Below are 23554 nucleotides of genomic sequence, written 5' to 3'. Positions count from 1 at the left end.
CCTTCTATCTTAAACTTTTTCAATACCTTTTTCAATGACTTTGCACAGGTCCTGCAAGGGGGATAATGACAATTTTAACAATCTGGAATTTTTGTTATTTTGTTTTATTCTATACTTTCTTAATTTTACAACATTTTCCGGGCTATTAAAATGATTAAGCACATATTTCCCATAGTAATAGTTCTATTGTTAACCTCAATGAGGGGTTTTGCGCAGGATGAGAGCGCCTGGGACGCAAAATTTGCCGCAGGCGGCGGTTATACTCCGGGCTGGTTTAAGCCGGACATGACAGTAATTAACCAGAAGGTGGAAGCCTTCGGAGTGGGGAAGTTCCCCTCCTCAGGGTTCTTTGCCCAGGGCGGAACAGGCTTTATTTCCATTGCAGTTATTAAAAACATAAGGATAGGCGGCATGGGAATGGGCGGCTCTGTGAAAAATTCAGCTGTTGTTAACGGCTCAAGGCGAGAGGCCGAGTTTTCGCTCGGCATGGGAGGCTTTACAATTGAATATACTCTGCCATTTGTTAAGAGTGTTGCCGTCTCGGCAGGAGTTATTCTGGGATGGGGAGGAAGTTCGGTGGACCTCTATGAAAACAGGGGATCGGAAAGCTGGGATAATGCGTGGAATGATGCGTCTTCCATGCAGTCCCAGGCAAAGCACAGGACAATCTCCAACAAATACTTTCTCATGTCTCCCACATTAAATGTGGATATCCCGTTCTACCGCTTCTTTGCCTTCAGGCTCGGGGCAGGCTACAACCTGGCCCTCGGGAATAACTGGCAGGTAGATAACGGACAGGAATTAACTAACGTGCCCGGTGACCTGAATAGCAATTCGCTTTTTATTCAGGCGGGAATATTTGTAGGATTTTTTAACTATTAAGAAAGACTTATGAAAAATATTTTGGTAACAGGCGGCGCCGGATTTATCGGCAGCAATTTCATTAATCATATCCTAGGTGAAAGAGATGATTATAATATAATCAATCTGGACAAGCTTACTTATGCAGGAAATCTTGAGAACCTGAAGGAATCTGAAAGCAAAACAAATTACCGCTTTGTTAAAGGTGATATTACAAATGCTGAACTGGTAGATTACGTCTTCCAGCAGTATTCCATAAAATATGTCATTAACTTTGCCGCCGAAAGCCACGTGGACAGGAGCATACTGGGTTCTGAAGTCTTCTTCAGGACAAACGTTATTGGTCCAAACGTTCTCCTGGAAGCTGCAAGAAGGCACCAGGTGGAAAAATTCCTCCAGGTTTCAACCGATGAAGTCTACGGCAGCCTGGGTAAGGAAGGGCTTTTTACAGAAAAAACACCTCTTTCACCAAACAGCCCATATTCCTCCAGCAAGGCTTCAGCCGACATGATGGCTCTGGCGTTTTATCATACATACGGGCTGCCTGTTGTAATAACCAGGTGTTCAAATAACTACGGGCCTTATCAGTTTCCTGAAAAGCTTATCCCTCTTATGATCTTAAACTGCATGAATAACAGGAAACTTCCGGTCTATGGCGACGGTCTGAACGTAAGGGACTGGATCTATGTTATCGACCATAATAAGGCAATTGACCTCGTTTTTGAGAAAGGCAGGGTGGGTGAAGTCTACAACATCGGGGCAAGCCAGGAGATGACAAATATCGAGATCGTAAGGCTGATCCTGAAAAACCTTGGAAAAGGGGATGAACTCATTGAGTACGTCAAGGATCGCCCGGGTCACGACAGGCGTTATGCGATAGATTCCACAAAGATCAGGACAGAGCTTGGCTGGAAGCCGTCGTTCATGTTTGACGAGGCTATCTGCAAAACAATTGAATGGTATAAAGAAAACGAACAGTGGTGGAAGAGGATCATTTCCGGTGAGTACCAGAAGTATTACGAAAGTCTTTATTCCAACAGATAAATGATCAGTTTTAAGTTTTAAGTTGTGGGCCGGGTTTTATGGTTAAAATAAGATCCGGCCATTTTTATATACTAGCTATTCTTTCTGAATTTTAGTGCCATTTTATTTAATATTTCAAGTACGTATTCCACCTCTTCTGCCGTATTCTGTGAGCCGAAAGAAAAGCGGAGCGTGCCGCGTGCGTCTTCCATTTTCTTACCCATACTTAATATTACGTGTGAGGGCTTGAGCGTACCTGAAGTACAGGCAGCCCCGTTTGAAGCTGCAACGCCGTTGATATCAAGGTATATCAGCATAGCCTCGGCATCCGAATTATAATATTCGCTTCTGAACGTAATGCTAAGGACGTGGGGCAGTACATTATTCCCCCCGTTAACCTCAATCCCCTCCGGATCAATTGAATGGACCCCTTCAGTAAAAAGACTCCTCAAGAGGCTTACGTGATCAAAGTTTTTCTGCATATTTTGCGAGGCAATTTTAACAGCTTCTGCGAAACCTATTATGGATGCCGGATTCTCAGTCCCGCCGCGCCTGTTGCGCTCCTGTGAGCCGCCGAAAATTAAAGGGGACAGGGGAGTGCCGCTTTTTACGTAAACCGCCCCGGAGCCTTTGGGGCCGTTAATCTTGTGGGATGAAAACGATATGGAATCCACTCCCAGGGCTTTGACGTCAATTGGCACTTTACCAAAAGACTGCACGGTGTCGCTGTGGAAGTAGGCATTACTGCTGTGAGCCAGAGCGGAAAGAGTCTTAATATCGTTAAATGTACCGGTTTCATTATTTACATGTATAACTGAAAGAAGTGAAGTTCTGCCTGAACTTAATAATTCTTTTACTTCTTCAGTAATAACGGAGCTGTCGGCTTTAACATTAACAAGGCTGGTATCAAAGCCCTGGCGGGACAGTTCTTCCAGAGATTCCAGCACGCAATGATGCTCGGCTTTTGTAGAAACAATGTGCTTCTTTCCCGTTTCGCCAAGCTCTGTTTTGGAAATACCGAACAGAGGGAAGTTGTTTGCCTCGGTTCCGCCGCTTACAAAATAGATTTCGGAAGCCTCGGCGTTGATAAAGCCTGCAACATTTTCCCTTGCCTCCTCAATTGCAACTCTAACTTTTCTTCCTTCTTCATGAATAGATGACGGGTTCCCGAAGTGCTCGCTTAAGTAGGGGAGCATCCTGTCCAGCACTCTGGGGTCGATGGGAGTAGTGGCTGCGTTGTCAAAATAAACTTTCTTAACCAAGAATTATATTCCTTTCAAAAACTGATTTCACACCGCGAAGTACGAGGTCTTCAACCATAACATGTTCATACTTAAGGTGCTTTTCAATGAGGGGGGCATTGCCTCCTGTGGTGTAGAGCTTTACTGTTTCTGCCCCTGCCTCATTTTTAAGGCGGCATACTGAAGTTTCAATTAAGCTCAGAGTGGAGTTTAGAATTCCGCTTGCAATTGATGATCGCGTGTTTTTACCGATAAAGCCCTTATAATCCAGCTCTATTGAGATCTCCGGCAGCTGTGCGGTATTTACCTTAAGCGAGTTAGCCATGGTCATTATGCCGGGCATTATGATGCCGCCGGAAAAGACCCCGTTATACTTTACAACGTTCAGGGTTGTTGCAGTTCCCAGGTCAATTGTTATAATGAAGGTTTTATCGTTGTAGCTTTTTGATTCAGGCGATGCCTTAAAAAGAGCAAAAGCGCCTTCGGCCGAGCAGATCCTGTCTATTCCGAGTGAGTGCGGGGTCTCATAGTCAATCTGCAGGTCAAAGGCAGATTCGTGTGTAATAACGAAAGGCTCAAGCTTAAACTCTTTTGAAAAATATTCAGACAGTTCATCTGTAACCGAAGGTACAACAGAAGAAATGGCGGCATGTTCAATTTCACATTTTCTTAACCAATCCAGGGGCAGTAAGCCGCGGGAGCTTATTTTAAGCTCCCGAAGGCCATATTTGTCATAAAGAGCAAATTTTATCCTGGAATTACCTATATCACATGCAAGAATCATGTTATCTGAGGCTCACATCCCCGAAATGGATCTTTTCGACGGTATCCCTGTCCGTTCTTAACATAAGGAATCCCTGTTCATCAACGTCCTCAAAAATTCCGCTTTTCGACATGTTTTCATCCTGAATCATAATTTTTTCCCCGAGCATTCTGCAGCGTTCTTTCCAGTCGTTAAGTACGCCTTCGGGATTTTCATCAATCCTGTCCAGGAGGTTTTCAAAGTTGTTTAATACGTCGCTAAGCACCCTTTCGCGCTCAACTTCCTGGTTAAGCTCTTTGTGTATAGAAGTGGGAGGGATAATGAAACTTCCCTGAAACATTGCCTGGTTAACGTTAAAGCCTATTCCAACAACAAGCTTATTGATCTTGCTGCCGCGGATTGTGGATTCCATGAGTATGCCGGCAATCTTGGAGCGCCCGACTAAAACGTCGTTGGGCCACTTGAGGTTTACCCTGATCTGGAACAGGTTCTCAAGAGTATATGAAACTGCAAGGGCTGCTGCAAAGTTGATCAGGTTTACCTTCTTTTCGCTTATTCTTCTTTTAAGGAGGATTGAAAAAGTCAGGTTCTGGTCCTTTGCGCTGTACCATTTCCTGTCTTTTCTTCCGCGGCCGTTATTCTGCTTTTCAGCCAGAAGAACGGTTCCGTCTGCATTCATGTCGCCTTCATCTTCGAGCAAAAGAGCGTTTGTAGATTCAACCTCCTCGCAGTAGATAAAGTTTCTTCCAATTACATCTGTATCCAGTTTTATTTCAAAATCTTCAAAATTGAACAAATTATACCTCGTTTATTTACACAAATTTAGCAATAGAAAGGGAAAAATAAAAATTCAATTCTTCTGCCCGCCCGCGATCAGCCATATTTCTTTAAAATCTGTCAAAATGTCCTGCTTTACGACAAAATGACATGCCTCCTGACAAAATGTCATTCATCCTGGGAGTTTTGAAATAAGAGGCCCTCAAAAAACGCCATTTTTCGCGGTTTTCAAGTTTGGCACGGCACTTGAGATAATATTAATACAGAAACAATAAAGGAGGATAAGATTATGGCAATCATAAAATTTGAACCCATGAAAGAGCTGGAGAATTTCAGCAACAGGATTCAGAGATACTTTGAAGATTTCCCGGCATTCGGGATGGATCTCTCGGGCGCTTTCAGCCCAAGGATTGATATTTCTGAAGATGACAAGCACCTTTATGTTGAGGCTGAACTTCCTGGAATCAGGAAAGAGGACTTAAAGATTACGCTCCACGACAACATTCTGACACTCAAAGGCGAGAAGAAGAGGGTTGAGGAGCAGAAGGATAAAAACTTCTACAGAAATGAGAGAACTTACGGCACTTTTACAAGAAGCTTTACACTTCCTGTTGAAGTGGATTCTGAGAAAGTTGACGCAAAATTTGAAGACGGTACTCTGTTGATCAAGATGGAAAAGATCAATCCGAAACCTGTCAATGAAAAAGAAATTAAATTATCATAAGAATATCGGGATGAGAGGAGCGGCAGAAATATAAATCTAAACTGTTTTCTGCCGCAGTTATTAACAAAGAAAGGGGAAATAATAATGGGAAAAATAATAGGAATTGACTTGGGTACTACTAACTCGTGCGTAGCGGTTATGGAAGGTAACGACCCGGTGGTTATTCCCAATTCCGAAGGCGGTAGGACAACTCCTTCTATCGTAGCTTTTACTAAAAACGGAGAAAGACTTGTAGGCCAGTCTGCAAAGCGCCAGGCTGTTACAAACCCGAAGAATACCGTTTTCTCTATAAAGAGATTTATGGGAAGAAGAATGGATGAGGTTACTTCAGAGATGACTAAAGTGCCTTATCAGGTTGTTGCCGGCGACGGTAACTCGGCACGCGTCAAGATAGGCGACAGGGTGTATTCACCACCTGAAATCAGCGCTATGATTCTTCAGAAGATGAAGAAGACCGCGGAAGACTATCTTGGCCAGGAAGTAACTGAAGCAGTTATTACAGTTCCTGCTTACTTTAACGATTCACAGCGCCAGGCCACAAAAGATGCCGGTGAAATTGCAGGTCTTAAGGTTAGAAGAATTATTAACGAACCTACTGCAGCAGCCCTGGCTTACGGCCTTGATAAAAAAGGTAAAGACGAGCTTGTAGCTGTTTATGACCTTGGCGGCGGTACATTCGACGTTTCAATACTTCAGCTTGGAGAGGGAGTTTTTGAAGTTAAATCCACCAATGGCGACGGCCACCTTGGCGGCGATGACTTTGACCAGAGGGTAATAGATTTTCTGGCCGATGAGTTCAAGAAACAGGAAGGCATCGATCTTAGGAATGATCCGATGGCCCTTCAGAGGCTCAAGGAAGCAGCTGAAAAGGCAAAAATCGAACTGTCCAACTCACTGCAGACAGACGTAAATCTGCCTTTTATTACAGCTACACAGGAAGGCCCGAAGCACTTAAATATCACGATTTCACGCGCTAAATTCGAACAGTTAATTGACGACCTGATTGAAAGAACAGCAGGACCATGCGAAAAGGCTATGCGTGATGCCGGTGTAACTCAGTCACAAATCGACGAGGTTATACTTGTCGGCGGTTCAACCAGGGTTCCGAAGGTTCAGGAACTGGTAAAGAGATTGTTCAACAAAGAGCCTCACAGAGGTGTTAACCCTGATGAAGTAGTGGCAATAGGCGCTTCTATACAGGGCGGCGTACTTACCGGCGACGTAAAAGACGTCCTCTTGCTGGATGTTACTCCTTTGTCGCTCGGTATAGAAACTCTTGGCGGAGTTATGACGACTTTAATTCCGGCCAATACAACAATACCTACAAAGAAAAGCGAGATATTCTCAACGGCAAGCGACAGCCAGCCCTCAGTTGAAATTCACGTGCTGCAGGGTGAACGTTCAATGGCCAGTGACAACAGAAGTTTAGGCCGCTTCCATTTGGATGGAATTCCGCCTGCACCAAGAGGCATTCCTCAGATCGAAGTGACATTTGACCTTGATGCCAACGGTATTCTGCACGTAAGTGCCAAGGACCGTGGAACAGGAAAAGAGCAGAGCATCAGAATCACATCTTCAGGCGGTTTGAATAAAGACGAAATAGAGAAGATGAAAAATGATGCAAAGTCTCATGCAGCTGAAGACAAGAAGAGAAAAGAAGGTATCGAGATCAAGAACCAGGCTGACAACCTTGTCTTCCAGACAAAGAAACAGCTTGATGAAATGAAAGATAAGATACCGGCTGATTCCAGGAACAGGCTTGAAAGTGAAATCAAGAAAGTGGAAGACGCTGTTGCAAGCAATAATTCCGATACGATTAAAGCTGCTACAGATTCACTCAACAAGGTCTGGAACGAAGTTGCTTCCCAGCTCTATCAGCAGTCCGGTGCTCAGGGCGGACCTCAGGGACAGCCAGAGCAGGGCGCTCAGGGCGGAGCCCAGCAGCAGGAAGCCGGCAAGGAAAAAGACGTGCAGGATGCTTCCTACGAAGTAGTTGATGAAGAAGAAAAGAAAAAGAAACAGTAATCATTCGTTAAGCAGGGCAGAGTCTTAGAAAGCCTGCCCTGCTTATTCCAAATAACTTTCCGGTTCCCTTTACAAAAAAAGTTTGAAATTATGTTTACGGAAGTGTTATAACTATGAATTTTATAAAAATAAAATTTTTACAAAGGAGGAGCAAAATGGAAAACAATAAGGATCTCGTTCAGGTACAGGAAGCCCAGAAAACAAACTGGGATGAAGCCCTTGAAAAAGAAAGCTGGGTTGGCCCGTTAGTAGACATATATGAAACCGATGAAGCATATACTTTAATTGCCGACATGCCGGGAGTTTCAAAGGAAAATGTCAGAATAAAACTTGAAGACGGCGACCTGGTAATTATGGGCAGGATCGATTTTGGCGAAAGGATCAGCAAAAGATATATCTTAAATGAAACTCAGATAGGCAACTTCTACCGCAAGTTCCACATTTCAGACGGCGTAGACGACTCGAAAATAGATGCCCGACTGGAAAACGGCCAGCTTATAATTCACATGCCGAAGCATGAAAGATTGAAACCCAAAAACATAGAGATAAAGTAATATCTCCTTTCTTGAAACCCGCCCCCATTGGCGGGTTTTTTATTTTTACCCATCATCAGAAGAATATAAGAGATTAACGCCCGCTGAAATTAATTACTGTGCGTCATTTTGTTTTAACGCAAACGTGCTTATTTTTACTTCGCTTATTTTAATATATGACACTTTAAATTAAATCCGGTAAAATTATTTTATTCATCAGGCAATGAAGAACATACTTCTTATTCTCGTTGTAATTGCATTTGCAGGCCTTACGTACCTGAATAAACCAGGCGCCACACTTACCTCAGAGGTGAAGCCGGACTTAAAGGAAAAGAGTTACCATAACGGGATCCTGAAAAATACGCCTTATCCTTCTGTTGCCAGCTACAGGATCAGGACTGAACTTAAGCCCGAAGCAAAAACACTGGAGGTCTACGAGGAGCTTACGTGGATAAATAAAACCAGCTATCCGGCGGCTGAAATAATGCTCCACCTTTACCCGAACGCTTTTAGAAACAGCAGGACAGAGTACTTTAAGGGAAGGGAGGCTGAATTTTCCAGTGACTGCTGTTCAGGCATATTCCTTAAAAGCGCCAGCCTTGATGACAGCCCAGTTGAACTCCACTACGTCCACACTGAATCAGACAATCCTTTTGACAGCACGGTGGCAAAAGTGGTGCCGGGAAAAAGTGTTAACCCGGGCGATTCAGTAAAGCTTAAATTTACTTACCGCGTGCCTGTACCCAGGTCGATACAGCGCTTCGGCTATGCCGCAGGGCGCGACTTTTACTTCGTCTCCCAGTGGTTCATAAAGGCAGGAGTCTTTACGGATGGCAAATGGATCTGCAGCGAGTATCACCCATTTACCAATTTCTTCTCCGACTTTGGAAATTATGAGGTTAGCGTTACGGTCCCGGAAAAGTATACCGTTGCCTCAAGCGGGGTATTGGCGGAAAGGAAAAACGCTCCCGGCGGCAAGGTTTCATACTTCTTCAGGCAGTCGGGCATACACGACTTTGCATGGATGGCCTCGGATAACATAATATCCAAAAACTCGGAATATATAAGGAGCGACAACAGCAGGATCACAATTAAAACTTTCGTCCAGCCGGAAAACGAAAAATATTTGGAGCGCTACGTACAGGCGGTTAAAAACTCGCTCACATTTTTTGAAAAGTTTATAGGGCAATATCCGTATCAGACAATTACAGTAGTGGATCTTCCAAAGACAAGCCGCTCACGGGGGATGGAATACCCGGCGCTTATTACGGTAAGAAGCGACCTTTTCTCACCGGTTGAAACCCTGTCGCCTGAATACGTAACCATCCATGAATTTACGCATCAGTATTTTTACGGCATGGCTGCAAACAATGAGGTTTATGAAGCCTGGCTGGATGAGGGGCTGGCCTCCTATCTGACAAATAAAATAATTGAACGCTATTACAGAAAAGCTCTCATTAACTTTAAGCTTTTCGGATATTACCCGGTTTTCGGCCTGGATTTTCTTTCTTACAGTGAGCTTCCGCTGGTTTATACTCTGGGGGATTATCCTGTGCCCGAAGGCATGCAGGCCCTTGCAGGATACTACATGAGCCCTTCTTCTTCAGCAATTGCAGATACCTCGTATAAGCTGCCCGAGGTTCAAAGCTATGTGGTCTCAGGCTACTATAAACCCGAGCTTATGCTCATATCGCTGGAAAGATATTTAGGGCGCGATAAGGTGCTTTCAATACTGAAGGATTTTTTCAGCTCATACAGGTTTACCCACCCCACGGGAAAAGATTTTATTGGTACCGTTATGAAGCTCTCGCCTGAAGATATGACCTGGTTCTTTAATAACCTCTACACATCTTCGGCAACGTTTGACTACAGGATAAAATATGTAAAGAGTACGGGAAGGAAAGATGAGTATGAAGTTATGGCCGAAAGGCTTGGGGACGCCGTATTCAAAGAGGACGTGGCTTTGTATACGGACAGGGATACAATCATCCGGAAGTGGAACGGGGAGGAAAGATGGAAGAAGATCACTTTCAGAACACAGTACAGAGTAACAGGCGCAGAGATAGATCCCTATAGAAAAAACATTCTGGATCTTAATTATGCGAACAATTCTTACCTCCTGCACAACCAGTACGGGGGAAGCACAAATCTTACCGTGCGCTGGCTTTTCTGGATTCAGAACCTATTGTTAATAATAAGCAGCATCTCATGACCTTAAAATTAAAAGACATATTCCGCCCGGCCCTGAGACTGCTTGGGCATAATCATAAATTTATCTGGCTCTACTGGGGCACTAACCTTGCCTTTGCCGTCGTACTGTCGCTTCCGCTTTACTATCTGCTTAGCGACAACCTTATAAATTCATCCTTAAGCGACAGCCTCAGCTCCGGCTTTGACTATATATGGTACCTGCAGTTCAGGAACCTCTATAAGACAAATATCGGTGAGATCCCTTACATGATATACGGGGTTGCAGGTATCTACGTCCTGATCCAGACCTTTTTCTTAGGCGGGCTCATTTCTGTTTATAACAATTCAAAGAAGAACCACTACGTCGATTTCTTCTTCGGGGGCGTAAAGTACTGGTACCGCTTTACAAAGGTGCTTCTTCTCTCACTGATATTTTATGCGCTGGCATTTGAGTTCAATGACCTGACGGGAAAGCTTCTAACGTACCTGTTTTCAAACCAGGAAAAGATAATATTTGAATTCATACTGAGGGCTTCGCGCTATATATTCCTAATTTTCCTTCTTGGAATGGTGACTGTTGTTGGCGATTATCTTAAGGTTGCACTTGGTACAAAGGACAGCAGCAGAATTTTCCCTGAGATCTACCCTCTTTTAATGTTCCTGAAAGAGAACTTCAGCCGTGTGTTCATGGTCTTCTTTCTTACTGCACTGATGGGTGCTTTGGGTGCAATTGTCTACAATTTCCTGAACGACCTGCTTCCCAGGAGCCACTACCTTTACTTACTTCTTACCTTTATTCTTCAACAATTCTTAATTATATTTAGATTATCAATAAAAATGCTGTTTACAGCAACAGAAGTCATTTTATACAAAGATATCAATGCTCAGGTCATACCTGCGCAGGTTGAAGAAGTCATTTAGGAGAAGTAATGTCGATTTTACCAATAACAATTTACGGCGACAAGATATTAAGGGAGAAAACCAAGCCGGTTAGTGATGTTGATATACAGACGATAAAGGAAATTAAGGCTATGTTTGCAACCATGCGCAACGCCAACGGCATTGGCCTTGCGGCAAACCAGGTCGGCCTTAACAAGTCTATTTTTGTAATAGACGTTTCCCCGGTCGAGGGCTACGAGAAGATAAAACCTATAGTAATGATAAATCCAAAGATCATTCTTACCTCCGATGATAAGATCCAGATGGAGGAAGGGTGCCTGAGCGTGCCGAACTTAAGAGCCGGGGTAATACGCCCCAAGGAAATAAAGGTGGCATACCAGGATACGGACATGAATGAGCTTACACTTGAGGCCAATGAGCTATTTGCACGCGTTATTCAGCATGAATTCGACCACCTGCAGGGAGTCTTCTTTACAGACAAAATTTCTGAAGAGGAGAAAAAGAAGGTTAAAAAAGAGCTCAACAGAATTAAAACCCGCAAAATTGACGTTGATTACCCAATAGCTGACAAGGACTGAAACTCGTAATGAAAATTATATTTATGGGCACCCCGGACTTTGCGATACCCTCACTAAAGGCGCTCATTGAAAGCCGCCACAGTGTTGTGGCAGTTGTAACTACTCCGGACAAGGAAAGAGGGCGCGGACAGAAAGTAACATTTACCCCGGTTAAGGAATTTGCACTTCAGAATAACATTGAAGTGCTTCAGCCTGTTTCGCTTAAAGATGAAAGTTTCATAAGCCGCCTGAAAGAGCTTGAGGCCGACCTGTACGTTGTTGTGGCTTTCAGGATCCTTCCCAAAGAGGTTTATACAATTCCCAAAAAAGGAGCATTTAACCTGCACGGCTCTTTACTGCCTAAGTACCGCGGGGCAGCACCCATACAGTGGGCAGTAATAAACGGAGAGAAGGAAACGGGGCTTACAACTTTCTTCCTGCAGGAGAAGGTTGATACAGGAAATGTTATCTTAAGAGAAAAGGTGGACATTCTGGACACTGATGACTTCGGGAGCCTGCACGACAAGATGAGTCCCGTTGGGGCAGACCTGGTTCTCAGGACTGTGGACCTAATTGAAAAAGGGGATGTAAAGGTTGAATCGCAGGACAATTCAACTGCAACCCCGGCGCCCAAAATTACAAAAGAAACGGCCACTATTGACTGGACTAAACCTGCTTACGAAATCCATAACCTGATACGAGGGCTTTCGCCATATCCCGGGGCGTTTTTTACGCATAACGGGAAAGTAATTAAAATCTACAAGTCATCCCTCAACTGCGAGAGGAAGCTCACTCCGGGGGAAATATACCAGACAAAGACCGAAGCTACAGTCGGCTGCGGCATAGACGCCTTAAACCTCCTGGAAGTCCAGATCGAAGGCCGCCGCCGCATGGGAATTGAAGAATTCTTGAGGGGATACAAATTCTGATATATTTCCTTTTCAAAAGATGACTGGATATGCTTCCTGGGGCCTTTAGCCAATACGGTCACACATTTCCTAAACATGTCGCGGCTGACGCGGCTTGGGGTGTGGTTGGGATTCGGTACCCGGGGTTCCTGCACCCCTTACGGGGTTTGTCACCCCGGGCTACAAACAAAGCGCACCTTTCGGTGCTTATCAAGTGCATAAATTAAAATGCTTTCCTCTTTCATTGGCCTTAACTTGAGACCAATGACTGTGACAACAGAAAACAGCCTTATTAACTTTGAACCTTGAACAATTGCCCCTTCTTTCCTTTCTGCATTTTTCTCGTTATAATAAAAAATATGTCATTTAATGCGGAATACCTGCTGCAATCATATAATAACATGAGAGAAAAAGAGGGCAAGAAATGGATTATAAAAATAATATTCTGGAACTCATTGGGAATACCCCATTAGTTAAGCTCCAGAGGGTGAACAGGGGACTTAAGCCTCAGATCTTTGCCAAGCTTGAATCATTTAATCCGGGCGGAAGCGTCAAGGACCGCATCGGGGTGGCAATGGTTGAGGATGCTGAAAAAAGAGGCGCACTTATGCCGGGGGGAACCATCATTGAAGCTACAAGCGGTAACACGGGTATAGGCCTGGCGCTTGCTGCCGCGGTTAAAGGCTATAAATCGGTCTTTGTCTGCACAGACAAGGTGAGCGTTGAAAAGATAAACTACCTCAAGGCCCTGGGCTCCGAGGTGATAGTGGTCTCAAATGCGGTTAAGCCCGAGAGCCCCGAGTACTACGTAAACGTTGCCAAAAGAATTGCACGCGAGACCTCAAACTCAATTTTCATGTACCAGTACTCAAACCCGGCAAACCCTGCCATACACTATCAGACTACGGGTCCTGAACTCTGGCGCCAGACGGACGGGAAGATCACTCACTTTGTAACCAATATCGGTACAGGGGGCACAATAAGCGGGACGGGAAGATTCCTTAAGGAAAAGAATCCCAATATTAAAGTAATTGCTGCCGACCCCGTGGGCTCAATATTTAAGGAGTACAAGGATTACGGCGTTATTACTGAAGGTACACCTTACCTCGTTGAAGGTATCGGGCAGGACTGCATCCCCGAGAACGTGCATTTTCAGTATATCGACCAGATAATGACCGTAACCGATAAGCAGTCATTTGCCGCTGCCCGTAAGCTTACGCGTGAAGAGGGAATTTTCTGCGGCGGCAGCACGGGTACTAACCTTCACGCTGCACTTTTAATAGCACAGGAATTAAATGAAAATGACGTATTGGTTTTTGTTGTAAGCGATACGGGAGAACGATACCTGTCAAAGTTCCACAATGAAGAGTGGCTCAGGGAAAAAAGGCTCCTCCTTAATGCGGCCAGAACGCTTGGTGATATATCAAAAGCCAAAAGATCGGGAAATATCAAAAAGCTTATCTCCATTGAAGCACACGATAAAATAAAATCTGCAATCAAGCTCATGAATGAGAAGGGGATCTCTCAGCTTCCTGTAATGGATGAGGGGCAGGCAGTAGGAAGCCTCCGCGAGCCGAAGTTTATGGCGGCCGTTCTGGAAAACCCGGCACTCATGGAAGAGGAGGTCTCAAAGCTAATGGTTGAAACTTTTCCTGTCCTGGACGCGAATGCCGATCTTTCAGAGGTAAAAAAGCATCTTACGCGTACAACTGCCGTCCTGGTTGCAGAATATGGGCGCCTGGTGGATCTTGTAACAAGATACGACCTGATTGAATATTCAGATTTCTATCAGTAATTTTTAATACTTAAAATAAAAAGGAATTACCATGGGATTTTCAACTGATGCTATTCATGCCGGGCAGAGGCCTGACCCAACAACCGGCGCCGTAATTACTCCGATCTATCAGACATCAACCTACGCACAGGAGGAACTGGGCAAACACAAAGGGTACGAATATGGAAGGACCCAGAACCTGACCCGTGAGGCGCTTGAAACAAACGTCGCCACGCTTGAAAAAGGAAAGTACGGAATTGCATTTGCCTCAGGCCTTGCAGCCGAGCACGCCCTTATGAGCCTCGTTAAGGCGGGAGATCATGTTATAGGCTCGCATAACGTTTACGGCGGAACTTACCGCCTCTTTGAACTTGTGATGAAGGACTTTGGAATTGAATATTCCTGGGTTGATACCAGCGACCCCTCAAATATTGAAAAGGCAATAAAGAAAAATACAAAGCTCGTTTTTCTTGAAACCCCCACAAACCCAATGCTCGTTCTTACAGATCTCGCGGAAGCTGCAAAGGTCTGTAAAAAGCAAAACCTGATCAGTGTAGTGGATAACACATTTATGAGCCCTTATTTCCAGAATCCTCTTACATTGGGAATAGACATTGTAATTCACAGCTCCACAAAATACATCAACGGCCACAGCGACGTTATAGGCGGAATTCTTATTACAAGCAATGATGATATTCATAAACGCTTAAGATACATTCAGAATGCCGCAGGCGGCGTGCCATCGCCTTTTGACTGCTGGCTTATACTCCGTTCTACAAAGACGCTTGCCGTCAGGATGGAGCGTCATAACTCTAACGCCATGGCGCTGGCTGAATACTTTAATAAGTCGGGCCTGGTTGAAAGGGTAATCTATCCGGGGCTTCAGACGCATCCACAGCATGAGCTTGCAAAAAAACAGATGCGGGGTTTCGGCGGAATGATTTCGCTTGAGGTGGGGGATGAAAAGAAGGCCCGTAACCTCCTTAAAAGCGTAAAAGTATTTACTCTGGGAGAAAGCCTGGGAGGCGTTGAAAGCCTCATCTCGCATCCATCTTCAATGACGCACGCCTCGGTGCCGAAAGCCGAGAAGGAAAAGTTCGGACTTACAGAAAGCCTCGTCCGTTTGTCAGTTGGACTTGAGGACGTGGAGGACCTGATTGAAGACATAGAAAGAGGGTTGAAAATATGAAGTTAAAACCATATTATACCCGTGTGTAAAAAACTTATAACAAGAAAGGAAATAAAGGACCAAAATAAATAATAGAACGACAGTTTTAAGTCTTATGTTTTAAGGCCCTGCCGGAACGTGAAACTTAAAACCCACTATTCAACCTGAGGAGGTTTTATGGCTTCTGAGTCTAACGTCAAAAACAATAACAAGGTTGTTGACGACACAAAGTATTCCATGGATACGCACCTGATCTATGGAAAGAATATCACCACAAAATGGGATTATTCGCACCACGTGGTTTCACCAATATCTTCTTCAACTACATTCCGCCTGGATTCTGTGGAAAGGGGAGCCCAGGGCTTTATAAGCTTTGCCAATACCCCGAGCATGCGGGAAGATGAAACACCCATATATATATACGACAGGCTTGGTGAGCCGAATAAGGATATACTGGAAGAAAACCTGGCCTACGTGGAAAAAGGGGAAACGGCCGTAACGTATGCCTCCGGCATGGGCGCAATCTCGGGCATACTGGGTGTGCTAACTAAATCAGGAGATGAAATTATAGCTCATAAAACACTCTACGGCTGCACAATTTCTCTGTTGGATAACTGGTATCCAAGGTATAACATAAAAGTAACTTATACAGATCTTACAGATCCCCAGAATCTGGAGAACCTGATAAATAGCGCTACAAAGGTAATATACTTTGAAAGCCCTGCCAACCCGAACCTCGTTATCATCGACATTGAAAAAATCGCTGAGATAGTAAAAGAGGTAAATAAGGACCGCTCTGAGGCTAACCAGATAAAGGTTGTAGTTGACAATACCTTCTCAACTCCTTACTGCCAGCGCCCGCTGGATTTTGGGGCCGACTTTGTTGTACACTCCCTTACAAAAGGAATTGGCGGCTTCGGAACCGATATGGGAGGCGTTGTAATAGGGAAAAAGACTTACCGCGATATGCTATTACTTTACCGCAAGGATTTTGGCGGGGTATTGAACACCAAGAGCGCATGGGCCATTCTGACCTACGGGCTTCCTTCACTTGCCGTAAGGCAGCGCCAGCAGATAAGGTCCGCACAGAGAATAGCTGAGTATTTAAGCCGCCATCCGAAGGTTGAATTTGTAAATTACCCCGGGCTTCCGGAATTCAGGTTCTATGAACTTGCAAAGAAACAGATGGTTGACTTTAACGGTAATTTTGCTCCCGGGAGCCTCATCTATTTTGTCCTTAAAGGTGCAACTGCCGAAGAAAGCCGCGAAAACGGAAGGCGCTACATGAACTATGTTGCCGACCATGCATACACAATGACTCTGGCCGTAAGCCTGGGGCACACGAGAACCTTAATTGAGCACCCGGCTTCAATGACGCACTCGGTTGTTCCCTCCGACAAGCTTTTTGAAAAGGGGATAGACCCCGGAGGAATAAGGCTTGCCATAGGCCTTGAAAACACAGACGATCTCCTTACTGACCTGGAAGAGTGCCTGAAGGTAGTTTAATTTTAGAAATGACTAGCCCCGACCTTTAGGTCGGCGGTTAAGGATTTGTCAACACCCAGGGGCTTTAGCCACAGATTTTCGCCGTATGGTCTGGGGCTAAAGCCCAAACGAGAGTGATGGATATCCGGAACCCCGAGCTAAAAGCTCGGGGCTAGTCAGGTTTAGTTTATTCAGCCAAAATCCGCCACTTTCCCATCAAAACACCTCTCTATGGTGCTTTCCCTTTTTGCTTTTTTATTCAGCTTTTATTTGATAGTTTTATGTGTCCGTTTTATAAAATTCTCAAAAAGGCAGATCATCTGTTATGGTTATATTGCAAAGCTTGATTTTCAGGAAATACCCTGAAATTGTTTTCGGTTTTAGTACTAAAATAAATTCTGATTCCCCGGCACCTTACTTTTTTAACCTCTCGCTTTCAGTGGGAGACGACCCCAAAAGGGTAAAACAGAACAGGCGCGAGTTCTTTCACGCGCTAAACCTCTCTGAAAAATCGGTCGCCCTGCAGAAACAGACACATAGCGACATATGCACCTATACGGAAAAAGCAGGCCTCTGCGGCGAAAGCGACGCCATGATTACAGACAAGAAAAACCTGGGGCTCGGCGTATCGGTTGCCGACTGCACACCGGTATTTCTCTATGACCCGGTAAATAAAGTTATCTCAGCCGTTCATTCGGGCTGGAGGGGAACGCAGAAAAGAATTCTTGCCAATACAATTGAGAAGATGGCAAAGGACTATAATTCCCGCGCTGAGGACCTCATTGCCTATATCGGGCCTTCAATAAGCCAGAATAATTACGAGGTGGGAGGGGAATTTACAGGCTTTTTTGACGAAAAGTACCTTAAACCCTCAGGTGACAAGTACCTGCTGGACGTTAAAGGGGCAAATCTCGACATCCTTCTTGATGCCGGGGTACAAAGATCAAATATTCAGGTTTCCACACTCTGTACTTTCCAGATGGAAAACCTGCTTCATTCCTACAGGCGCGACGGGCTGCATTCGGGAAGGCTCTTAGGCATAATTGCAATGAAGGACACAAATGAACGCTGAAAAAATTAAAATTATTCTAGGCTATGCAATGGTCTGCCTTGTCTGGGGCTCCACGTGGATGGCTATCAGGATAGGCCTTGATTCCGTTTCCCCGATTTTATCTGCAGGATTCAGGTTTTCACTAGCCTCTGTGGCCCTCTACCTTTATATGAAGTACAAGGGGGTTAAAATACAGACCGACAGGCGCTCCATTGTGCTTTACATAATTCTTGGTGTATTCTCATTTGTAATTCCTTTCGGACTTTCCTATTGGGGACAGAACTATATACCAAGCTGGCTTGCCGCAATTTTGTTTGCTGTGATGCCCTTTTTTGTCCTTATTTTTTCGCGCATGGCAATCCCGCAGGATAAGATACACAGCGACAAGATAGCTGCCATGGTAATGGGGTTTTTAGGCATTATTATCATTTTTTCAAAGAATCTCTCATGGGATTCAGGCTTCAGTTTCTGGGGGATGATTGCCATTTTACTCGGGGCCGTCCTGCAGGCTGCAATTGCCGTAATGGTCAAAAAATATGGCGAGCACCTGCATCCCTTGTCAATGAATTTTATACCGATCCTCATCTGCGGGGTTTCACTTACAATAGCAGGGCTCATTTTTGAAGACGTTTCAGCCATAAAGCTCGATTCGAAAGCGCTGATTTCAATTGCATATCTGGCCATTTTCGGCACAATTCTCACTTTTACAACGTATTACTGGCTGCTGAAGAGAATAAACATTATTTTGCTATCGCTTACTTCTTTCGTTACCCCTATTGTTGCCATGATACTGGGTGCGGTCTTTATGGGTGAAATACTTACCTCAAGGGATTTAATCGGAAGTTCATTAGTGCTTATAGCAATTTTATTTGCTAATTTTAAGGGCCTTAAAAATTACTTCGTAGTGCAAAGAGCAGGTGTAAATGATTAACGTTATAAGAATTAAAAAAGCTACTTTTTACGGCTATCACGGATTTTTCTCAGAGGAACAGAACCTGGGTGGAAAGTTCGAGGCCGATGTGGATATCTACACAAACTTCCTGGATGCCTCGGGGCACGACAGCCTGAAGGAAACCGTAGATTACGACAAGGTGTATAAGTACATCTGCAAACTGGCTCTTGAAAAAAAGTATAAACTCATTGAAACCCTGGCCATGCATATTGCCGACGGGCTCCTGAGGGATTTTACGAAAATAGAGAAAGTTGCCGTAAGGGTAAGAAAAATTAACGTCCCTGTAGGCGGCTACGTGGACTATGTTGAAGCTGAGGTTGTAAAGGGCAGAGAGGAAATTTAATTTGAACATTATACATTCCGAAAACGTTAAAGGGTTATGACTGAAAATATATTTCTGGGACTTGGATCCAATAAAGGCAACAGGATAGACTTTCTTAAGGAGGCTGTAAGCAGGATACGTGCCGACAGGCAGACCCGTGTGGAAAAGGTCTCCTCGGTCTATGAAACAGAGCCATACGGCCTGAAGGAGCAGAACCCATTCCTTAACGCCGTAATACAGATCAGTTCAGAACGCTCTTTAATGGAGCTGCATCCGTGGATAAAAAATCTTGAAAAGGAAATCGGGCGCGTTGAAGGTCCTAAATGGGGCCCGAGGGAAATTGACATAGACCTTCTTTTCTACAACGATACCGTTTTCTCCAGCGAAAGGCTTACTGTTCCTCACAAGGAAGTCCTCTTAAGGGATTTTGTACTCGTGCCGCTGGTGGAAATAGCCCCGGAGTTTGAGCATCCGGTCTTAAAGAAAAAAGTTTCTCAAATAAACACCAGCGAGCTGGAAAAGCTGATACTTAAGAAATTGTCAACTGAGCTATAAATATTTTTTTCTAAAAACATTTGGGAGCTGGCATTTTGCTTAATACTGATATAAAGTTTATCGCTATTGAAGGAGTTATTGGAGCCGGTAAGACCTCTTTGGCCCACAAACTGTCTGAAAAAATAAGGGCCAATCTTGTTCTCGAACAGTTTGAACAGAACCCTTTCCTGGAGAAATTCTACTCGGACAGGAAACGGTATTCGTTTCAGACACAGATGTTTTTCCTTATTAACAGATTCAAGCAGCTTCAGCAGCTTAACCAGGAGAACCTCTTCAGCCAGTTCCTGGTCTCAGATTATATCTTTGATAAAGACAGGATATTTGCTTATTTAAATCTGGAGGGGGATGAGCTGAAGCTTTATGAGACACTTTTTCCCCTTCTGCACAGGGACTTAAGAAAACCTGATCTGGTGGTTTTCCTTCAGTCGAGCCTTGACAGGCTGATGCTTAACATTAAGAAAAGGAACAGAAGAATAGAACGTAACCTTACGCGCAGCTACATTGAAGAGCTGAGCGAGGCTTACAATAACTTCTTCTTTAAATATAACAGTACCCCTCTGCTCATTGTGAATACTACGGAAATTGATTTTGTGCATAATGAAAAGGACTTTGATGAACTCTATGCTCAGATATTCAGGAAAGACAGGGGAATAAATGAATACTTTAAACCCGAATCAAAAGGTTAGAAATGCTCTTTAGATTAATAATTTGGACAATAATTTTTTATTTTATCTTTAAGTTCATACGAAGAATTATAAATGTTTTTCTGCTGCAGAACAGCAGGCGCGGCAGCACTAGCGACAACAATATTCACGGCTCAAGTGTAAACCCGAACGGCCAGGCTCAGGCAAGGAACCATTATAATATCAGCCAGAAGGACATTGTGGATGCCGAGTTCGAAGATATAAAACCGGAAGAAGAAGAAAAAAAAGATAAAGATAACACCGGTAAAGAATAATTTTAGAGATCCTTTGTGTTTAAGAGATTATTATACAGCTTAATAAAAAACGCGTTTGCCCTGAAGGAAAACAAGTCCTCTGATATAGGCAAACCGGAAAACATACTCGTCGTAAGGCAGCATAACCAGCTTGGCGACCTGCTGGCATGCGTGCCATTTTTCAGGGCCTTAAAGGAAACTTATCCCCGGTCACGCGTTACAGTAATTGTTAGTCCCCAGAACGCTGCGGCAATTACTAAAAATAAGTATATTGACGAGTACTTTGTCTTTGACAAGAGAAAAATCTACTCACCTGCGTACTTTTCAAAGTTAAGGAATATTCTAAGAAAGCCATACGACCTTGCCGTTGTGCCTGTTACGGTATCCATATCTTTTACAAGCAACATTATGGCCCGCCTTGCAAACGCCCGGGTGAGGATAGGGGTTAAAGAGCTTAACGGAATGAAAAATGAGTACGATTTCTTTTTTGACAGGCGGGTTACAATGGATTGGAACAGGCATCCCGATCAGAACGTGTCGGAATTCTGCCTGGAGATAGTCCGTCCTTTCGGCATCAGTACAAACGACTACACCTCTGAAATTACTTATGATTCATCAGACAGTAAAGCTGCAGGTGATTTCATCCATTCCAACGGCCTTAAGGGGAAGGATATTTTAATAGGCCTTCACGTCGGAGCCGGCAAGCCCCCGAACCGCTGGCCCCTTATGAAGTACGCCGAACTGATTGAAAGGCTGAACAGTACTTACAGGGCAGGATTTTTCTTAACGGGCAGCTCTGCCGATATGGAAGAAATTTCTTATCTTACAAAGTATATTGCAGTCAAGCCTTCTTTATTCCTGAACCGCAGTATTCCTGAGGTTGCTGCGCTCGTTAGTGAGGCCGACCTGTTTGTTACAAACGATACGGGCATCATGCACGTGGCGGGAACCACGAAAACACCGCAGGTTTCCATTTTCGGCCCTACTAACCCTTATAACTGGGCGCCCAGCGGCAGCAATAAGGTTTTTATAAGAAAGTCTGATATAATTGACGACATTTCGGTTGATGAAGTATACGCTTTGTGTGAAAAGGCCCTTTCGGAAAAAAAACAGCTCTCTGAACTCAAACGCTGAGAGCCTATTATTAAGTCTATTATTACGAAAGATAAAACAATGCAGACCAACAGCCATCTTGCAGCAATTGACGTCGGCACTAACTCTTTCCACCTGATAGTGGTAAGAGTAAATGAGAACGGAAGCTTTGAAATAGTTGACCGCGAGAAGGAGGTTATCCGCCTGGGGCTTGGAAGCAGTCCCGATAAGAAACACATCCAGCCCGATGCCCAGGAAAGGGCCATTGCAACACTCAAGCGCTTTAAGACAATTGCCTCGTCATATGACGCCGTAATACGCGCCGTAGCAACGAGCGCCGTGCGCGAAAGCTTAAACCGCAATGAGTTCATTCAGAGGGTTTATGACGAAACAGGAATTGAGATCCAGGTTATAAGCGGAATTGAAGAGGCCCGTCTGATCTACCTCGGCATACTGCAGGCTGTTCCCGTATTCAACAGCAAGGTCCTCTGCATTGATATTGGGGGCGGAAGTACTGAAATGATAATAGGCCAGCAGGGAAGGATGCTTTTTGCAAAGAGCCTGAAGCTCGGTGCCGTGCGCTTAAGCCAGATGTTTTTTCCCGATTTTGAGGTCTCAAAGTCAGCCGTTGAAAAATGCACAAACTGGGTCTCAGGAGAAATCTACTCTACAGTAAAGGAGATAAAAAAGATCGGCTTTGAGACTGCCGTCGGGGCCTCAGGCACGATCATGGCTGCGGCACTAATGATACAGGCTAAAAAAAGCGGCTCAATGCCTGAAAATATGCTCCTTAATAACTATCAATTCCATCAGAATGACCTGCAGAAAGTTACAGACGCCGCGCTTAAGAAGGCAAGCGTAAAGGAAAGGAAAAAGATCAAAGGTCTGGATGAAAAAAGAGCCGACATAATTCCGGCAGGACTCATAATCTTAAACACTATCGTAAAAGCCCTGGGCCTCAAGGAAATGACTGTCTCAGGCTATGCATTAAGGGAAGGGACCATACTGGACTTTATGCACAAGATGAGGCCACTTGAGCGGAAAGCGGGAATTGAGGACATAAGGATGCAGAGCATCCAGAAGCTCGCCGAAATGTGCAACTACGACAAGGCTCATTCACAGCACGTATGCACCCTTGCGCTTCAGATCTACGACCAGATGGAGCAGGTCCATCTTTTAAGCCCGGAGAACAGGGAGTACCTTGAGGCTGCAGCCACTCTGCACGACGTGGGATACCATATTTCCCACTCACAGCACCATAAGCACAGCTATTATATCATCCGGAACGCAGAAATTCTGGGCTTCAGTGAAAATGAAATTGAGATCATTGCGCAGACAGCCCGCTATCACAGAAAAAGCTACCCCAAACCGAGCCATAGTGATTATAGCAAGATGGCTGAAAAAGACAAGACGGTTATAAGAAAACTGGCTTCCATATTGAGGGTTGCAGATTCACTCGACCGCACTCACGCGTCCTTAATTGAAAGGATTAAAGTGAATGTGGATCCCAAAACTATCCACCTGACCCTATTTCACAACAGCGAATACCCTGAAATTGAGCTCTGGAACCTGGAAAGGAGAAAAACACTCATGGAAGAGGTTTTCAGCCGTGAAGTTACAGTTTCCACGGAAAAAGACGGACTTAAAGAAGCCGCAAACAACTGAAGCATTCCTCCCCGTAAACCCTGTTTTTATGAGGTCTTACAAATTTCCCCC

23 protein-coding genes are annotated in these 23554 nt (G+C 44.4%); 20 read left to right on the top strand and 3 right to left on the bottom strand.

Features of this window, described 5'->3' with window-relative positions; translation table 11 throughout:
• Nucleotides 1-150 precede the first annotated feature (150 nt).
• Nucleotides 151-882: a hypothetical protein gene (locus HF312_17800; GenBank protein ID MCU7522074.1), complete on the top strand. Its 732-nt coding sequence runs from the start codon at nt 151-153 to the stop codon at nt 880-882.
• Between the two features lie 9 nt (nt 883-891).
• Nucleotides 892-1905, top strand: coding sequence for a dTDP-glucose 4,6-dehydratase (rfbB, locus tag HF312_17795; protein ID MCU7522073.1), 1014 nt, complete (start codon nt 892-894; stop codon nt 1903-1905).
• A gap of 71 nt (nt 1906-1976) precedes the next feature.
• Here rfbB and HF312_17790 read toward each other — a convergent pair whose 3' ends face one another.
• The 3 genes from HF312_17790 to HF312_17780 are packed head-to-tail and all read right to left on the bottom strand — an operon-like array spanning nt 1977 to nt 4684.
• Nucleotides 1977-3146, bottom strand: a complete 1170-nt coding sequence (locus tag HF312_17790; protein ID MCU7522072.1) for a cysteine desulfurase — start codon at nt 3144-3146, stop codon at nt 1977-1979.
• The gene (locus HF312_17785; GenBank protein MCU7522071.1) at nt 3139-3909 is read right to left on the bottom strand and encodes a type III pantothenate kinase; all 771 of its coding nucleotides are present in this window, start codon (nt 3907-3909) and stop codon (nt 3139-3141) included. Before HF312_17785 ends, HF312_17790 begins: the two co-directional genes overlap by 8 nt.
• 1 nt (nt 3910) lies before the next feature.
• The gene (locus tag HF312_17780; protein MCU7522070.1) at nt 3911-4684 is read right to left on the bottom strand and encodes a biotin--[acetyl-CoA-carboxylase] ligase; all 774 of its coding nucleotides are present in this window, start codon (nt 4682-4684) and stop codon (nt 3911-3913) included.
• 270 nt (nt 4685-4954) lie between these two features.
• On the opposite strand from HF312_17780, the gene HF312_17775 reads away from it, so the two are divergent.
• The 18 genes from HF312_17775 (at nt 4955) to HF312_17690 (ending at nt 23503) form a co-directional block, all read left to right on the top strand.
• Nucleotides 4955-5389, top strand: coding sequence for an Hsp20/alpha crystallin family protein (locus tag HF312_17775; protein ID MCU7522069.1), 435 nt, complete (start codon nt 4955-4957; stop codon nt 5387-5389).
• Between the two features lie 84 nt (nt 5390-5473).
• A complete protein-coding gene (gene dnaK, locus HF312_17770; protein MCU7522068.1) occupies nt 5474-7414 on the top strand; it encodes a molecular chaperone DnaK in 1941 nt (646 codons plus the stop codon).
• 155 nt (nt 7415-7569) lie between these two features.
• Nucleotides 7570-7968, top strand: a complete 399-nt coding sequence (locus HF312_17765) for an Hsp20/alpha crystallin family protein (protein MCU7522067.1) — start codon at nt 7570-7572, stop codon at nt 7966-7968.
• A gap of 202 nt (nt 7969-8170) precedes the next feature.
• On the top strand, nt 8171-10159 hold the full coding sequence (locus HF312_17760) for a M1 family metallopeptidase (GenBank protein MCU7522066.1): 1989 nt from the start codon (nt 8171-8173) through the stop codon (nt 10157-10159).
• The gene (locus HF312_17755; GenBank protein ID MCU7522065.1) at nt 10156-11058 is read left to right on the top strand and encodes a hypothetical protein; all 903 of its coding nucleotides are present in this window, start codon (nt 10156-10158) and stop codon (nt 11056-11058) included. The genes HF312_17760 and HF312_17755 overlap by 4 nt, the downstream gene beginning before the upstream one ends.
• Nucleotides 11059-11066: 8 nt before the next feature.
• Nucleotides 11067-11615 (top strand): peptide deformylase, encoded by a 549-nt coding sequence (def, locus tag HF312_17750; protein MCU7522064.1) that lies wholly within the window; start codon nt 11067-11069, stop codon nt 11613-11615.
• Between the two features lie 8 nt (nt 11616-11623).
• The gene (locus HF312_17745; protein MCU7522063.1) at nt 11624-12523 is read left to right on the top strand and encodes a methionyl-tRNA formyltransferase; all 900 of its coding nucleotides are present in this window, start codon (nt 11624-11626) and stop codon (nt 12521-12523) included.
• 403 nt (nt 12524-12926) lie between these two features.
• Nucleotides 12927-14297: a pyridoxal-phosphate dependent enzyme gene (locus tag HF312_17740; GenBank protein ID MCU7522062.1), complete on the top strand. Its 1371-nt coding sequence runs from the start codon at nt 12927-12929 to the stop codon at nt 14295-14297.
• 31 nt (nt 14298-14328) lie between these two features.
• Nucleotides 14329-15465, top strand: coding sequence for a PLP-dependent transferase (locus HF312_17735; protein ID MCU7522061.1), 1137 nt, complete (start codon nt 14329-14331; stop codon nt 15463-15465).
• 216 nt (nt 15466-15681) lie between these two features.
• A complete protein-coding gene (locus HF312_17730; GenBank protein ID MCU7522060.1) occupies nt 15682-16950 on the top strand; it encodes an aminotransferase class I/II-fold pyridoxal phosphate-dependent enzyme in 1269 nt (422 codons plus the stop codon).
• Nucleotides 16951-17254: 304 nt separating this feature from the next.
• Entirely contained in the window at nt 17255-18001 is a 747-nt protein-coding gene (pgeF, locus tag HF312_17725; GenBank protein MCU7522059.1) for a peptidoglycan editing factor PgeF, read from the top strand.
• On the top strand, nt 17991-18911 hold the full coding sequence (locus tag HF312_17720; protein ID MCU7522058.1) for an EamA family transporter: 921 nt from the start codon (nt 17991-17993) through the stop codon (nt 18909-18911). The genes pgeF and HF312_17720 overlap by 11 nt, the downstream gene beginning before the upstream one ends.
• Nucleotides 18904-19275: a dihydroneopterin aldolase gene (gene folB, locus HF312_17715; protein MCU7522057.1), complete on the top strand. Its 372-nt coding sequence runs from the start codon at nt 18904-18906 to the stop codon at nt 19273-19275. The genes HF312_17720 and folB overlap by 8 nt, the downstream gene beginning before the upstream one ends.
• 36 nt (nt 19276-19311) lie before the next feature.
• Nucleotides 19312-19809, top strand: a complete 498-nt coding sequence (folK, locus tag HF312_17710) for a 2-amino-4-hydroxy-6-hydroxymethyldihydropteridine diphosphokinase (protein MCU7522056.1) — start codon at nt 19312-19314, stop codon at nt 19807-19809.
• Between the two features lie 32 nt (nt 19810-19841).
• Nucleotides 19842-20495: a deoxynucleoside kinase gene (locus HF312_17705; GenBank protein ID MCU7522055.1), complete on the top strand. Its 654-nt coding sequence runs from the start codon at nt 19842-19844 to the stop codon at nt 20493-20495.
• A gap of 2 nt (nt 20496-20497) precedes the next feature.
• Nucleotides 20498-20767: a hypothetical protein gene (locus HF312_17700; protein ID MCU7522054.1), complete on the top strand. Its 270-nt coding sequence runs from the start codon at nt 20498-20500 to the stop codon at nt 20765-20767.
• 15 nt (nt 20768-20782) lie between these two features.
• On the top strand, nt 20783-21880 hold the full coding sequence (locus HF312_17695; protein MCU7522053.1) for a glycosyltransferase family 9 protein: 1098 nt from the start codon (nt 20783-20785) through the stop codon (nt 21878-21880).
• Nucleotides 21881-21919: 39 nt separating this feature from the next.
• Entirely contained in the window at nt 21920-23503 is a 1584-nt protein-coding gene (locus tag HF312_17690; GenBank protein ID MCU7522052.1) for a Ppx/GppA family phosphatase, read from the top strand.
• Nucleotides 23504-23554 lie beyond the last annotated feature (51 nt).

The organism is Ignavibacteria bacterium, assembly GCA_025612375.1.
Lineage (GTDB): Bacteria > Bacteroidota > Ignavibacteria > Ignavibacteriales > SURF-24 > JAAXKN01.
Note: the sequence above shows the minus strand (reverse complement) of the source record. Positions and strands in the feature narration are given on the sequence as shown.

Bases quoted from the DNA above. Each gene is read 5' to 3' on its own strand.
- HF312_17800 (MCU7522074.1), top strand. From the start codon at position 151: ATGATTAAGCACATATTTCCCATAGTAATAGTTCTATTGTTAACCTCA.
- rfbB (MCU7522073.1), top strand. From the start codon at position 892: ATGAAAAATATTTTGGTAACAGGCGGCGCCGGATTTATCGGCAGCAAT.
- HF312_17785 (MCU7522071.1), bottom strand. From the start codon at position 3,909: ATGATTCTTGCATGTGATATAGGTAATTCCAGGATAAAATTTGCTCTT.
- HF312_17775 (MCU7522069.1), top strand. From the start codon at position 4,955: ATGGCAATCATAAAATTTGAACCCATGAAAGAGCTGGAGAATTTCAGC.
- dnaK (MCU7522068.1), top strand. From the start codon at position 5,474: ATGGGAAAAATAATAGGAATTGACTTGGGTACTACTAACTCGTGCGTA.
- HF312_17765 (MCU7522067.1), top strand. From the start codon at position 7,570: ATGGAAAACAATAAGGATCTCGTTCAGGTACAGGAAGCCCAGAAAACA.
- HF312_17760 (MCU7522066.1), top strand. From the start codon at position 8,171: ATGAAGAACATACTTCTTATTCTCGTTGTAATTGCATTTGCAGGCCTT.
- HF312_17755 (MCU7522065.1), top strand. From the start codon at position 10,156: ATGACCTTAAAATTAAAAGACATATTCCGCCCGGCCCTGAGACTGCTT.
- def (MCU7522064.1), top strand. From the start codon at position 11,067: ATGTCGATTTTACCAATAACAATTTACGGCGACAAGATATTAAGGGAG.
- HF312_17745 (MCU7522063.1), top strand. From the start codon at position 11,624: ATGAAAATTATATTTATGGGCACCCCGGACTTTGCGATACCCTCACTA.
- HF312_17740 (MCU7522062.1), top strand. From the start codon at position 12,927: ATGGATTATAAAAATAATATTCTGGAACTCATTGGGAATACCCCATTA.
- HF312_17735 (MCU7522061.1), top strand. From the start codon at position 14,329: ATGGGATTTTCAACTGATGCTATTCATGCCGGGCAGAGGCCTGACCCA.
- HF312_17730 (MCU7522060.1), top strand. From the start codon at position 15,682: ATGGATACGCACCTGATCTATGGAAAGAATATCACCACAAAATGGGAT.
- pgeF (MCU7522059.1), top strand. From the start codon at position 17,255: ATGGTTATATTGCAAAGCTTGATTTTCAGGAAATACCCTGAAATTGTT.
- HF312_17720 (MCU7522058.1), top strand. From the start codon at position 17,991: ATGAACGCTGAAAAAATTAAAATTATTCTAGGCTATGCAATGGTCTGC.
- folB (MCU7522057.1), top strand. From the start codon at position 18,904: ATGATTAACGTTATAAGAATTAAAAAAGCTACTTTTTACGGCTATCAC.
- folK (MCU7522056.1), top strand. From the start codon at position 19,312: ATGACTGAAAATATATTTCTGGGACTTGGATCCAATAAAGGCAACAGG.
- HF312_17700 (MCU7522054.1), top strand. From the start codon at position 20,498: ATGCTCTTTAGATTAATAATTTGGACAATAATTTTTTATTTTATCTTT.
- HF312_17690 (MCU7522052.1), top strand. From the start codon at position 21,920: ATGCAGACCAACAGCCATCTTGCAGCAATTGACGTCGGCACTAACTCT.